This window comes from Psychrobacter sp. AH5, assembly GCF_040371085.1.
GTDB lineage: Bacteria > Pseudomonadota > Gammaproteobacteria > Pseudomonadales > Moraxellaceae > Psychrobacter.
This window is the reverse complement of sequence record NZ_JAMBMT010000002.1, coordinates 1-14,461: the sequence shown is the minus strand read 5'-3', so window position 1 is coordinate 14,461 and position 14,461 is coordinate 1. Positions and strand designations below refer to the sequence as shown.

13 protein-coding genes are annotated in these 14,461 nt (G+C 41.3%); 6 read left to right on the top strand and 7 right to left on the bottom strand.

Features of this window, described 5'->3' with window-relative positions; translation table 11 throughout:
* Positions 1–238: 238 nt before the first annotated feature.
* From M0N77_RS12745 to M0N77_RS12725, 5 genes are all read right to left on the bottom strand, one after another.
* A complete protein-coding gene (locus M0N77_RS12745; RefSeq protein WP_298739179.1) occupies positions 239–379 on the bottom strand; it encodes a hypothetical protein in 141 nt (46 codons plus the stop codon).
* Between the two features lie 1,109 nt (positions 380–1,488).
* Entirely contained in the window at positions 1,489–2,457 is a 969-nt protein-coding gene (locus M0N77_RS12740; RefSeq protein ID WP_299330607.1) for a DNA-binding protein, read from the bottom strand.
* A gap of 127 nt (positions 2,458–2,584) precedes the next feature.
* Positions 2,585–2,881, bottom strand: a complete 297-nt coding sequence (locus M0N77_RS12735; protein ID WP_025643904.1) for a hypothetical protein — start codon at positions 2,879–2,881, stop codon at positions 2,585–2,587.
* A gap of 140 nt (positions 2,882–3,021) precedes the next feature.
* Positions 3,022–3,963: a replication initiation protein gene (locus M0N77_RS12730; protein ID WP_058025554.1), complete on the bottom strand. Its 942-nt coding sequence runs from the start codon at positions 3,961–3,963 to the stop codon at positions 3,022–3,024.
* Between the two features lie 362 nt (positions 3,964–4,325).
* Positions 4,326–6,491, bottom strand: a complete 2,166-nt coding sequence (locus tag M0N77_RS12725; protein ID WP_353105653.1) for a MobA/MobL family protein — start codon at positions 6,489–6,491, stop codon at positions 4,326–4,328.
* A gap of 286 nt (positions 6,492–6,777) precedes the next feature.
* Here M0N77_RS12725 and M0N77_RS12720 point away from each other — a divergent pair, with 286 nt between their 5' ends.
* Positions 6,778–7,293: a hypothetical protein gene (locus M0N77_RS12720; RefSeq protein WP_353105652.1), complete on the top strand. Its 516-nt coding sequence runs from the start codon at positions 6,778–6,780 to the stop codon at positions 7,291–7,293.
* 121 nt (positions 7,294–7,414) lie between these two features.
* Here M0N77_RS12720 and M0N77_RS12715 read toward each other — a convergent pair whose 3' ends face one another.
* Both M0N77_RS12715 and M0N77_RS12710 read right to left on the bottom strand, forming a co-directional pair.
* Entirely contained in the window at positions 7,415–7,690 is a 276-nt protein-coding gene (locus tag M0N77_RS12715; RefSeq protein ID WP_068039580.1) for a hypothetical protein, read from the bottom strand.
* Positions 7,691–7,846: 156 nt separating this feature from the next.
* Positions 7,847–8,071: a helix-turn-helix transcriptional regulator gene (locus tag M0N77_RS12710; RefSeq protein WP_058368516.1), complete on the bottom strand. Its 225-nt coding sequence runs from the start codon at positions 8,069–8,071 to the stop codon at positions 7,847–7,849.
* A gap of 332 nt (positions 8,072–8,403) precedes the next feature.
* Here M0N77_RS12710 and parA point away from each other — a divergent pair, with 332 nt between their 5' ends.
* The 5 genes from parA to M0N77_RS12685 all read left to right on the top strand — a co-directional run.
* On the top strand, positions 8,404–9,042 hold the full coding sequence (parA, locus tag M0N77_RS12705; RefSeq protein ID WP_353105651.1) for a ParA family partition ATPase: 639 nt from the start codon (positions 8,404–8,406) through the stop codon (positions 9,040–9,042).
* 3 nt (positions 9,043–9,045) lie between these two features.
* The gene (locus M0N77_RS12700; RefSeq protein ID WP_025652656.1) at positions 9,046–9,255 is read left to right on the top strand and encodes a plasmid partition protein ParG; all 210 of its coding nucleotides are present in this window, start codon (positions 9,046–9,048) and stop codon (positions 9,253–9,255) included.
* A 323-nt stretch (positions 9,256–9,578) separates the two neighbouring features.
* Entirely contained in the window at positions 9,579–11,120 is a 1,542-nt protein-coding gene (locus M0N77_RS12695; RefSeq protein WP_353105650.1) for a type I restriction-modification system subunit M, read from the top strand.
* The gene (locus M0N77_RS12690) at positions 11,117–11,737 is read left to right on the top strand and encodes a restriction endonuclease subunit S (RefSeq protein ID WP_353105649.1); all 621 of its coding nucleotides are present in this window, start codon (positions 11,117–11,119) and stop codon (positions 11,735–11,737) included. Before M0N77_RS12695 ends, M0N77_RS12690 begins: the two co-directional genes overlap by 4 nt.
* On the top strand, positions 11,730–14,461 hold a 2,732-nt coding region (locus tag M0N77_RS12685; RefSeq protein WP_353105648.1), incomplete at its 3' end, for a type I restriction endonuclease subunit R. The genes M0N77_RS12690 and M0N77_RS12685, both read left to right, overlap by 8 nt.

Sequence of the window (14,461 nt, the reverse complement as noted above, 5' to 3'; positions counted from 1 at the left end):
CCTTGTTTAGGTTGCTGCATTTTATTAAAGGTAGAAAATAAGTTTATTGCATATTTTCTATATTGCACAGTCAATATTGCTCTAATACCGTAGACCCACTTATTTTTATCAATAAACTGAGCCACAACTTGATTGTGTGTCCTATCTCTCCTTGGGCGAAAAAAGCGGATTTTACTGTAATCTAACTGGCTTACGTAAGCTTCTTGTTCTCATGTTCAAGCTCTTTAGTATGTGTAGCTTAGTCTTGAGTGTTGGTTAGTATAGTTTCATTAGTGTGCTTTTTATGACATGACCACATAAAGGTGTAATCGTTTAATGCTTCAATCAGCATACGAACGGCGCGTTCTTTAATCTCAGGAGTGTAGGTTTGTCTTTTCATTATCGTATTCTCTCAGAAAGATGATTTACCGCTTCTTAACAGCGCGTGTAAAACCTTGCATCTGACGACTAAGCCGGTCTTCATAGTAAACTATCCCAGTATTGTCAGAAACTTAACGTCTTGTGAGGATGTACTAAGTGCTAACTTCAAAATGGTTGAAATACCTACGCTAAATGACGACAAAAAAAGCCTAAGCAATCTAATGAAAAAGTAGATAATAAAAACCCAATCTACATGACAAACAAAAAAATGCCTCTGGGAGTTGACTCCCAGAGGCATTTAGTTTTAAATATAGCTAACGGTTACAGCGTGTTGACGCACACTGTAACGAACAAATAAGCACCTGAACTGCGTTATTTGAACAGCATTAAATGCCCGTGTAGGTGCATTTTATCCAAAATTTGCTTTCATATCAACTTTATTCACTATACATTTTAAAAACCGCTTGTTCGCTCGTTACATCCTCGTGCTGCTCTCTTTATAACCGTTACCCGTCAAATGGGTGGCAGGCTAAGGCGACGACTGCGTTTGACAGAAGGGTAAAGCTCTCGACAGGGGGTTCTAGACATATTGAGCAACGCAATGAGTGGTTATTTGTGCATATCGTAGCGGTATATTGGGTGTATTGCCCTTGCTAGCGTATGACAGCACAGTAGCGGTTAAGAGCGTGTCTAGGCGGTGCTATCAGCCGTAATCTTAACAACCGTAGCTTGATACAGTGATACGGTCTTGATGACGCGATGGGCGATGAAGTCGGCATGACTAATCACATCAAATCCAAGGAATGCACTAAAGTGTTTGTGAGTATGCTAGAAAATACTCATAGATGCTTTAGGGTGAGTGTTCCTTGAAATCTGCTCAAGGCTCCAAAATCAGCATCGGAACTTACTTAGGCTAATTTAAATAGTATATAGCCCACTAGGCTATATACTATTAGACTTCAGAGAAAAATTTAGAATAGTTCTTATACAACAGTCATTTATTCAGTGAGTCGATATTGTCATAGTTGATTCATAAGCTTAGTGTGAATAGAACGAGATCTACGCTTTAGGTAAAGTCTCTTCCTAGCTCATAACTATTCTTTATCTTGGAACCTTGAATACTTTTATTTAATCAACATCCAAGGCGTTATCTTTGTTTTGAATAAGTATGAGATCATCTTGAGCTTTCTTGAGTTTATTTTGTAACACAGTCACTTGTTCTTGTTCTGATAGGTGACGGCTCGATAGCTCGCCATATTGCTTATTCAATATACTATGTTCAGCTTCAAGTTTAGCCTGTATTTGAGTCAGCTGCTCATAAAGTCCTGATAGCTTATCACGTTCAGCGGTGACCGCCTTTAGCTCTCCTTTGATCTCTGCGGTAGCAGTTTGTATCTCATTGCGTTCAGCTGTGACCGTCTTTAGCTCTGACTTAGTGGCTTTAAGTTCCGCCTTTAAACGTGCAATCTCTGCTTTATCGCTATCAGCTGTAGCTTTAAGCGTGGCTACCTCACCAAGACTACTAGTAAGCTCTACAGATTGCTTATCTAATGCGCTACGTGTCTCTACAAGCTGTGATTGTGCTGTTTCTGCTTTAGTTCGTTCAAGCTCTAATTGATGCTTAGTATCTGATAGCGTCTGTTTGGTAGCATCATGGTCAGCTGTGGCTTGCTGAGCGCTTTTAGTTGCTGCTTCCGCAGTAGTGGCCACTTCGTCCAGCTGCTGTAGTAGATCTGCTTGTTCACCCTCTAAGGTTTTAACTGCTTCTTGCGCTTCGTCCGTCTCTGCTTGTGCCTTAACCTTAACCACCTCTAGAGCTTCACGCTCCTTAGACAGCCTATCGTTCGCCATATCAATAGCTGTCTGCCACATATCAGCGCCAAGCGTGTGCAAGCGTTCAGTGATACCGCTAGGTAAATCCACTTGTTGTAGCTCTTGCTCTTCCTGCTGTTCTCGCTTCCAACTCTGCATCGCATCACTAATGGTAGTGAATGAGCCACCGCCTAGCGCCTTACGCACCTCTGCCAGTGTCGGCTTGATCCCTTGCTCCTGTAATCGGTCAGCTGCTGCATGAATATCTTGTGTGGTGAGTGCCATGATTTTGTATTCCTTGATAGTGTATTGTAGTATATTGTATATAGTATAATACACTATACAATATACTACAATGCAAGGTGTAAAAAAACCCCAAGTCGTCTTGAGGTTATAACTTGTTGGCTAAGACTTAATGATCAGTTAGGTATTCTTCTAGGGCATCATTGATCATGTCCTGATAGTTACCGCCTGTCTGCTTGGCTCTGTCCTTAAACTTAGCAAGAATGCTTGGGCTGATAACACTGGCTTCTGTAGTAAGCGTTTGTGGTTTGATACTGCCACGGATCGCGCCTGACCAGTCGGTGATTTCTGGAATGTCCGATAGATCAATGTCGTCATCGCTAAGCGTTGCTAAGTACTCTAAGTCCGCTTGCTGCTTAGCCGTTAATGGCGGCAACTTATCTATGTGATAACTAACCTTGTTCATATTGTCTCCTTTCAATCTTTGTGGCACGCCTGGCAGAGATAATGCGTATAACCTCAGGCCATAGATTTCAAACACTGCAAAAGCATTGGCCTTTGACTCTTAAGTAAGCCATATATCATAATTGGTAGTAAACATAGTAATTACTTACCTTGACTGACTTTTGGTAAGTAGCTCTCAAGCGCTTTGTTTGGCTTGTTAAAGCTTTCAGGCTCCCGCTGTATGATGTTAATCATTTCACGCTTAAAACTATCAGTACTCATTTTACCGTCATAGCTTAAACCTGGGTGATCGTTATAGTCGTTCATAAACTGCACATTATCAACAATTGATTTGATCTTATCTTCTGACAATTTACCGTCTTTACCAGCAATTTTATCTAATAACTTTTTGTGAAATTTGAGCTTTAAGCCTTTATAGCCCTTCCCTCTTGCTTTTTTTTGATACTCTACACTGACTTTATAATTCGTATTTTCATTTATATCGTTGATAGCTGTTTCAATAACATATCTTCGCAACTCACTAAATTGCTTATACTTATCTTTAACACACATTACGTGTTTAAACTCTTCTATCGTAAACTCTTTGCTGTACTGGTATTGATTAACCCACATTACCACCAATTCATACATTTTTATTGAATGAATACTCGATAACTCACCTATTTCTAATAGCTTGTATTTAGTGAAATTAGCTTTAAGTTGCGTCAAATATGGCAGTATTTTATTTGCGAATGATAATACGACTTCTCCGTTATCTGGATCATAAACAATACTACTAACAAGCCTTGTTTGAAGCGTTTTATTCTCGGGCAAGCTCATAACAATATCGACGTCATATAAACGTTTGCTTGCGTTCTCTATGTCACGATAAACATTCTGTTCGTTCTTAGACTTCTTACCAAAAAACAATGATTTAATATCATCAACTGTTACTTTATATTCTGTGTCTTGCGTGACATTTGGTGCATCAGGCCTACTGTCAATTTGACTGATACAAGCAAGCATGAGCTCTTTATCCGTCTTTTGCATTGTGTACGTTGCTAGGATTAAATCATTTGACTGAACAACTAAGTTATTTTCCATTTCAACTCTGCGCCCATAGTTACATTTAACAAGATCTTATCATAAAATAGAGTTATAAAAAGAGTGTTTTTTATTTATCTCTGTTTTCTGCTCATTTACTCTGTTTTCTGCTCATTTACTCTGTTTTCTGCTCATTTACTCTGTTTTCTGCTCATTTACTCTTTTTCTTTCTTGTAAGCTATTGATTTTAAAGGTGAAAAAAGGCTCTTAAACAGGAGTAAACAGGAGTAAACAGGATCAAATAAAAACCCTTAAAGAAACAGGTGATAAAATTTTTTGTGGATAAGTGAAAAATCATCACTTAAACCACGTAGCTTGCCTCAGCAATTTATCCTTCAGTAACGGTTTTTTTGAGGATTCAATTAAGGACTAAATCCTCGGCTAGGTGAATGCGCTTTATTGACTTGATGCTGGTAAGACTCTAAACCGCCCTGTAGTGCTTTGTGTTGGCCTTCAGACAGATCTTTGCCATATTGCTCAGTAAACGTCTCTAAAGTGGCTTTAAGAGCCTCTGAGTAGGTCTTACGCTGGGTTGTTGGTAGGGAGTTAACATCACGCAACGCAAGTTTGAATTGCTGACAGGTTTTATCCAAGGTATCTGCTAGATGTTCTCTAGCAACGTCTCTTGCCTCAACTGAATGACTATCATTATTGATGTAATGGTTTAACCCTTCTATGTAGCTAGACGATGACATGGTGTCCCGAGTCATTCTGCCAACCTCTCCTGCGCTACCGCCTAGCTTGTCGATGATGCTGGTATTAAATGCCGCTCGTTTTTGATCGATATTGTCTCTGAAATCTGTAAAATGCTTGGTAAGCGCTAGATACTGCTCACGTTCAGCGTTAGGATCACGCAACAGCTTAATAATGGCTTTGTTGTTTTCAACCAGCGTGTGATCAAAACGTTTGGCCACTTGGCGTAAGTGCGCGGTAAATTCCACCGCTTTATCGTGGTCCTCAATACCATGGCGCTGTGCAAACTCGCTAAGTAGTGCCACTTGACGCTGATCAAATTTATCAGGGGCGTCAGCCGCGGTTTCTCCTTGCGCCCAGTTGATGGCCATCGCCTCACGATGACGTTGTATTAAGCGCATGGCTAGGTGCAGCTTCATACGTTCAACATACTCAAAGATTCTCTCATCTTCAAAACGGTTTGCTCGAGTGTCTCGATCAATGCGTCCTTCTTGTCGATCAAGTCGAGCAGCTCTTGCTCGTCGTGCTGCGTCATCGAAGGGGTTGGGGGCTGGTCTTGCACTTCGCTCAGTTGCTTTGTTAATTTCAATATCTGACTTTCTGATAGCTTCAGTGATTCCCTCAATTGCTTGTTTTGTGTCGTCAATTCTTTGTGTGAGCTTATCATTTGCTTGTGCTGTGCCATTAATTCTTTGTTTTGTGTCATCACATCGCTTTGGTAGGTTTTCGCATCGTTTAGCTGCCCAAGCAATGCCTGATTTTGCGTCTTCAACGCATCGTTTTGTGTCGTCAACTCGAATTGCCGTTCTATTATTTTGTTCTGTGCAGTACGTAATGTGAGGTTCTGAGCTTCCAGAGAGTTGTTTTGCAAAATCAGCTCGTTGTTTTGTGTCTCCAATGCGTCCAGGTAGTCTTGCATTTTTCTCAGTTGCCCAAGCAAGTCCTTTTCTAAGTGCGCTAATTCGTCGCTCATTGTCTGCCTCCTGTTTGATATGGTTCTCAGCCACCAAGTTATTACGTGCTTTGATGGCGCGGTTGGTGTCTCCTTTTTCGGTCGTGATGCCTCGGCGCTCCATGGCCGTCGCCTCCACGCCCATTTTAATGGTGGGCTGCTGATCAAGCCCCTGATCCTTGTAACTGCGTGCATCCATCAGCGGTAAATGATATTCGGCCAACACCTTATTGGCGGTATCTACCCACATCTCCCGAATACGCTTAATCTCCTGCATCGATGACGGCAGATCATGCGCCTTACGTTTTTTATTGGACCACTCAAACGGGGTCTTAAGCTTTGGATCAAATGCCAAGGTTTTATTTGGTCCAACGGTAGGCGCTCGAGTAGTGACTAAAATATGCGCGTGAAAATTACGGGGATCAGGGTTTTCCTCACCCTCACGCAAATACTTAGAACTTGGTGGCACATTAGGATCAAATGGCAACTTCATCACCGGACGATGGATACACACATCCGCAATCACATCCATATCGTCGCAAAGCTTTTGGGCAAAGTTTATGGCCAGCTGATGCCGATCATACTCGTCTAACTCATACGGCAAATTAATCAGCCACTCACGCGCCACCCGACTGTCCGAACGTGTCTCTGCCGCTTCAGCGGTATTCCAAAGCGTCTCCCGATCCACACTCACACCCAGCGCCTTTAATGAAAATGGTAAAACGATATCGCTACTCATCACACCAGACTTTTTACTATAGTCATGGGTCTTGCCATATTTGGCATCATCAAGCACATCGCCAGCACGATAGGCTGCCGACGCCACCGCCGACTGTCCTGCTTTTCGAGAAATCGCCTTTGTTGCAATGTGTACCATTGTCATAAAAGTCACCTGCCATTTTTGCTTTTTGCACACCACCGCTTTTTGTGGTGTGCGGGGTTTGGGGTTTCCCCAACGAAGAAGGATTCAAAATTAAGATAGTAACGAAGTGGATAGATTAAATTTTGAGTCGTTACTTCGCCCTTAGTCAGGGAGACGCCACCATTAAATAATAAACTAAGCTATCTAAGGTTTCGGATGTGGTTGTGTTAAAGCTTACCACAAGTGATTGAATGATAGTGGGGTACTTGCTATGCTGAGTAAAATTTAATTGATAAGGATAAATCTGATGTCAGTATCTAATAATAAAGCGCCTGTGTCTATTTTTGATAGTCAAAACTCTAATGAGCTAAAAGAGCGTCAACGGTTAGAAGAGTTAAAACGCCAAGCTAAGGTTCAGCAAGTAAAGTTAGATAAGCGATTAAACAAGCAGAAGATTCTAATGGGGGCGTTTTTGGGTCAGGTATTGGCAACTGATGGTGAGAGTGAGCAGATGATTCGAGAGTATTTTGCGATTCATTTTCCAGATTTTTTAACGAGAAAATCGGATAAAGAATTGTTTAAAAGTATGATTGAAAGTTTGGGTGGCGATATGGGTTTGGATGAGGAAGAGAGCTCATTTGAGATTCAACAAAAAGAGAAGAGTCAAAAAGCTATTCATGAGGAAGGGGAAATGAAAGTTGATGCTACGGAACAGAGCCAACCAGAGAAATTTGTGAGCACGACCGATAGGAGTCCACTAGATTTTTCTTTGGGTGAGACAGATTATTCTGATCAGGGCAGTCACCAAAATTATCATCGTTAAAAGCGTGACAATAAATATGGTATCGGCTAATAAAAAATAGCCAGATGGTGACAACTGGCTATTAAGGCAATAAATATCAAGCTCTATCGGTCATAAGAGAGGCCTTTTTAATCTAAAACGATTATGCTGCTTGGTCAGTATGAGCTGTGACCAACTCTATAAAGGCGGTTTCAAGGGTGCTTAACGTATAATCATCAATCATAAGACCGTCATCTAGCTGTCGTTGCACCCAGACATAAATCGCTTCATCATTATAAAGGATAGAGTCAACACCAAGTAATGATGCCAGTTGTACGCCCTGCTGTATTTGTAAGCTGAATAACAGCTGAGAGGCTAAAGCTTTAGTCTGTTCACTAAACCATGTGCAGCTGTTGAGCCGCGATAAATTAGTGTTCATAGATATTCTCCTATAGATTATTGTATGTAAATAATGGATAAAATGACCTACTACAGGTCAAATTATACCTATATTTTAATCTATTGCAAGAGAAAATGACCTTCTAAAGGTCTTTTTATGCGTCTAAAGGTGATAATGTCTTATGAGCGAGGGTATTCACTCAGGCGTTTCACTGCTGTCCTCATTTATAATTTCATATAAATCACCAACATTGATTCTAAGATACGTGCATAAAGACTCGATGACATCTAGATCAACTCGGGTGGCTTCTTCATGATACATGCGAGTAATGGTGCCACGATTGATACCAGTATCTCTTGCGACATCGGCAATTTTAAGGCGTCTTTCGCCCATGATGGTCGATAAGTGACACTTCACCATAGTGGTTTCCTCATTAACGATTAGTAGTTTTTGATTGGTGAACGGATTATAACGAATATGAGCGGCTAAAGTATTCCTTTTAGTAGCTCAAATTGGTATCCAATAGCGCAATTTGCCTAGTAATAGGCAGTTTATTATGCTGTCTTTGATACAGGACGTCTATCATGATGGATATACGCTAGTTAGAAAAGGCGATGCTATTTTTACTATGAAGTATTGCTATTAATAGTGATGTGACGTACGTTTTTAGTTATACTTATATACTTATATACTTATATACTTATATACTTATATACTTATATATTCAATGCATGCTACAGGGATCTGTATTTATGAAGGTAATCGCGGTATTAAATCAAAAAGGTGGCAGCGGCAAGACTACCATCGCAACGCATCTGGCTCGTGGCTTACAGTTGAAAGGCCATAGTGTTTTGTTGGTGGATAGCGACCAGCAGGGCAGTGCGCGTGACTGGAGAGCGGTTGATGAAGACAATCCGGTACCAGTGATCGGGCTCGACAGACCAACACTTGATAAAGATTTAAAAAACGTCTCTGATAAAGATTACGTGGTGATCGATGGATCGCCGCAAGCTACTAGTCTGGCTATTTCTGCTATAAAAGCGGCTGATTTTATATTGATTCCGGTGCAGCCGAGCCCCTATGATATCTGGGCGACCAGCGATTTGGTTGATTTAGTACAGCAACGTATTGAGATGATGGATGGCCAACTAAAGGCGGCCTTTGTCGTATCACGCGCCATTCAAAATACCAATATTGGTAAAGAGGTGGCAACCGCGCTGCTTGATTATAATCTTCCGGTATTAGAGACCAGAGTAATGCAGCGAGTTGCTTATCCTAATAGTGCTGCCCTTGGTAAGACAGTATTTGATACCGAATCGCCTAATAGCAATGCGATACAAGAGATAACTGCATTAGTCAGTGAGATTCAAACATTTTTTGGTGAGGAGTAAGTCATGAGTTTATCAGCAGGTCGTCCTAGTAAGAACGTTAAGGATCAATTGGCTTTATCGGATGTGACGGACAGTCCCAAAAAGACGGTACGCGTGAATTTTAATCTAGATGAAGATAAACACATTGCGCTCAAGCGGTACGCGCTTGAAAGCCGAAAAACGGTGACTGAGTTGTTGACTGAAATGATTGAGGAAAAATTGGTTGAGCGATAGGTATAAAAAATTCGTTTTTCTATACCTATAAAAAGGATATGTATAAAAAACTCAAAAAATTACACATATCGTCGAACGCTGTGCACCTTACTAGTATCATCAGATGCTTGTTTTCTTAAGCCAGACGCAGAAGCAAGCTGTAAAGAAAATGCCCATGGCAAAACAAGCACTGTTTCCTATATCAGCACCATATAATAGAACCAAAAACGGTTAGCAGTGCTAAGGTATATTGCCCTTAATCAAAGCGTACTCAATAACGATTTAAGTTACACAAAACATAAGGGGCTTCTAGCCCCATCATTATTCCTATAGGATTTTTTATCATGACAAGTACCCAACAACGTGCGGAACTGCATCGACAAATTTGGCAAATTGCAAACGAGGTTCGTGGCTCAGTCGATGGGTGGGATTTTAAACAGTATGTGTTGGGGACTTTGTTCTACCGCTTTATCAGTGAGAACTTTGCCAATTATATTGAGGCAGGGGATGAGAGCGTTAATTATGCCGCTCTTCCTGATGAAGTGATTACTGCTGATATTAAAGACGATGCGATTAAGACTAAGGGTTATTTCATATACCCAAGTCAGCTGTTTGCTAACGTGGCAGCCAATGCGCATAGAAATGAAAACTTGAATACGGATTTGGCCGCTATCTTTAAAGAGATTGAAAGCTCGGCCAATGGCTACCCGTCTGAGCCTGATATTAAGGGTCTGTTTGCTGATTTTGATACCACCAGTAACCGATTAGGTAATACGGTCGCCGATAAAAACACTCGTTTAGCTGCGGTGCTAAAAGGGGTAGCTGGCCTTAAGCTGCATCAGTTTGAGGACAGTGAGATTGATCTATTTGGCGATGCTTATGAGTATCTGATCTCAAACTATGCGGCCAATGCGGGTAAATCAGGTGGGGAGTTCTTCACCCCTCAAAGCGTGTCTAAACTGATTGCTCAAATTGCGATGCACAAACAAGAGACAGTAAATAAAATCTACGATCCAGCTGCAGGTTCGGGCTCTTTGTTACTACAAGCTAAAAAGCACTTTGATAATCACATCATTGAAGAGGGGTTTTTTGGTCAAGAGATTAACCACACCACCTATAACCTTGCCCGTATGAATATGTTTTTACATAACGTGAACTACGACAAGTTTAATATCAAGCTGGGTAATACGCTGTTAGATCCGCATTTTGGGGAGGATAGACCCTTTGATGCGATTGTCTCTAACCCGCCGTATTCAGTGAAATGGATTGGTAGTGATGATCCAACCTTAATTAATGATGAGCGCTTTGCGCCAGCGGGAGTATTGGCTCCTAAATCAAAGGCGGACTTTGCTTTTGTGCTTCATGCATTAAATTACTTATCGAGTAAGGGCCGCGCCGCTATTGTTTGCTTTCCTGGTATCTTTTATCGCGGCGGTGCTGAACAAAAGATCCGTCAGTATTTGGTAGATAATAACTATGTAGAGACGGTGATCTCCTTAGCACCCAACTTATTCTTTGGAACCAGTATCTCGGTCAACATACTAGTTTTATCAAAGCACAAGACAGAGGGTAAGACGCAGTTTATTGATGCCAGTAAGCTGTTTAAGTCAGAGACCAATACCAATGTGTTAACCGATGCGCATATTGAGCAGATCATGACGTTGTTTGATACTAAAGAAGATACGGATTATTTGTCTGCAAGCGTTGATAACAGCGATATTGCTAAAAATGACTATAACTTATCGGTAAGTGCTTACGTAGAGGCAGAAGATACGCGTGAGGTTGTTGATATTAAAACTTTAAATAGCGAACTTGAAACGACAGTTGCTAAGATTGATAAGCTGCGTGCTGATATCGATAAAATCGTTGCGGAGATTGAGGCATGAGTCACTTAGGTTATATGGAGAAGCTACTTGATGGGGTTGAGGTTGAGTGGGAAGCTTTGGGTGATATTGGCAAGGTAAGTATGTGTAAAAGAGTTTTAAAACATCAAACTTCCAGTAAGGGAGATGTTCCATTTTATAAGATAGGAACTTTTGGAAAAGAGCCTGATGCTTATATTACTAGAGAGCTATTTGAGGAGTACAAGACTAAATACAGTTACCCCCAAGCTGGTGAGGTTTTAATTTCTGCAAGCGGCACAATTGGACGAACAGTAATATTTGATGGACAGGATTCATATTTCCAAGATAGTAATATTGTTTGGATAGAAAATAATGAGAGTGAAATTTTAAATAAATACCTGTACTACTTTTATCAAATAGTGAACTGGAATGTTGCTGAAGGTGGAACTATAAAGCGTCTTTATAACGATAACTTACGTAAAATAAAAGTTCCTATTCCTCCCCTCAACGTCCAAGCCGAAATCGTCCGAATTTTAGACACATTTACAGAAATTACAGCAGAACTTACAGCAGAACTTACAGCACGTCAGCAGCAGTATGCGTACTACCGTGACCTGCTGTTAAGCTTCCCCAAGCCTGAGGTGGTAGCTCATGACTGACCAAATAAAAACCATTGCTGAGTCGAATAATTTTATCGTTTTAAATAAATATACCAAGTGCGATCAGCCTGATGGGGGGTATCAGACTGAAGACGATCTAGAGCGTGAACTACTCAAAGACTTACAAAACCAGGGATATGAGTTTGTCCCTGGTTTAAATTCGCCTGAAACGATGCTTGCTAACGTACGTGTACAGTTGCAGATCTTAAATGAGGTACAGTTTACAGATGCTGAGTGGCAGCGCTTTGTGATGGAGTATCTTGATAATCCTAGTGATAACATCACGGACAAAGCTCGAAAGATTCATGATGACCACATCTATGACTTCATCTTTGATGATGGGCACCTGCAGAACATTGCCCTGCTGGACAAAAAAAATATCCCACGTAACAAAGTACAGGTCATTAAGCAGTTCGCTCAAAAGGGCACACAAGCCAATCGCTATGATGTGACTGTTTTGGTCAATGGCTTGCCCTTGGTGCAAATTGAGCTTAAAAAACGTGGTATCGCCATTCGCGAAGCATTTAACCAGGTGCATCGTTATAGCAAAGAGAGCTTTAACTCCGATAACTCCTTATATAAATACCTACAGCTGTTTGTGATCTCAAACGGCACCGATACCCGTTACTTTGCCAATACCACCAAGCGCAATAAAAACAGCTTTGATTTCACCATGAATTGGGCGAGATCAGACAATACCTTAATCAAAGATTTAAAAGACTTTACCGCGACCTTCTTTCAAAAAAACGCCCTATTAAACGTGCTGATGCATTACACCGTCTTTGATGTGAGTAATACCTCATTGGTGATGCGTCCGTATCAGATTGCTGCTACTGAGCGCATTCTATGGAAGATAAACAGTGCTTATCAAGCCAAGAAGTGGAGCACTCTTGAGAGTGGCGGCTATATTTGGCATACCACAGGCTCAGGTAAGACCTTAACCAGTTTTAAAGCTGCCCGATTAGCAACATCGCTGCCTTTTGTTGATAAGGTGTTTTTTGTGGTTGATCGTAAAGATCTTGATTATCAAACCATGAAAGAGTACCAGCGCTTCTCCCCTGATAGCGTTAACGGCTCTGACAGTACCGCAGGACTCAAGCGTAACCTTGAAAAAGACGATAATAAAATTGTTGTCACTACCATTCAAAAGCTAAACAACCTAATCAAAGGTGAGGCTGATTTACCCATTTATCATAAACAAGTGGTGTTTATCTTTGATGAGGCACACCGTAGCCAGTTTGGTGAAGCACAAAAGAACTTAAAGAAGAAGTTTAAAAAATACTACCAGTTTGGTTTTACAGGCACTCCTATCTTCCCAGAAAACGCTTTGGGTGCAGAGACAACTGCCAGTGTGTTTGGCCATGAGCTGCATTCATACGTTATCACTGATGCCATTCGTGATGAGAAGGTCTTGAAGTTTAAGGTGGACTACAATGACGTACGCCCGCAGTTTCAAGCCATTGAAAGCGAGCAAGATGAGAAGAAACTCACAGCTGCTGAAAACAAGCAGCTGTTATTACACCCTGATCGTATTGAAGAGATCTCAAAGTACGTCTTAAACAGCTTTAAGCAAAAAACCCATCGCTTAAAGGGAAACGGTAAAGGCTTTAATGCCATGTTTGCCGTCAGTAGTGTGGACGCAGCAAAGGCTTACTATGAGACCTTGAATCAGCTGCAAAAGGACAGCGAGAGGCCTTTAAAGATTGCCACTATCTTTTCTTATGCTGCCAATGAAGAACAAGATGCAATCGGTGATATTGCCGACGAAGGCTTTGAGCCTACCGCCATGAATAGCAGTGCCAAAGAGTTTTTAAGCCGTGCTATTAATGATTACAACGAGATGTTTAAGACCAATTACGGCGTAGACAGTAAGTCTTTTCAAAACTACTACCGTGATCTTGCAGGACGCGTTATTAAGCAGGATGTGGATTTGCTGATTGTTGTCGGTATGTTCCTCACAGGTTTTGATGCGCCGACCTTAAACACGCTCTATGTTGACAAAAACCTTCGCTATCACGGTTTGATGCAAGCGTTCTCACGTACTAACCGCATTTATGATGCTACTAAGACCTTTGGCAATATCGTGACGTTTCGTGACTTAGAGCAAGCGACCATTGATGCCATCACCTTGTTTGGTGATAGAAATACTAAGAACGTGGTGTTAGAAAAAAGCTATAGGGAGTATCTAGAAGGCTTTACTGATATTGCGACAGGAAAAGCACGACGAGGCTATTTGGAGGTGATTAAGGAGCTACAGCAACGCTTCCCTAACCCTGATGAGATCGTCAAAGAGGCAGACAAAAAGGACTTTGCTAAGTTATTTGGCGAGTACTTACGCGTCGAGAACATCTTACAAAACTATGATGAGTTCACAAGCCTAAAAGCGCTTCAAAGCATAGATATTACTGATGATGAGGCAGTTGAGACATTCAAAGCTGAGCATTATTTGACGGATGAAGATCTTGCTGCCATGCAAAGCATCGATGTACCTGCTGAACGCACCGTCCAAGACTATCGATCAACGTATAACGACATACGTGATTGGCTGCGCCGTGAAAAAGCAGCCAAGGATCAAAGCGAGTCTTCGCTTGACTGGGATGAAGTAGTTTTTGAGGTGGATCTTCTTAAGTCGCAAGAGATTAACCTTGATTACATTCTTGAGCTGATTTTTGAGCATAACAAGAATACCAAGGATAAGTCCGCCTTAGTCGAGGAAGTACGTCG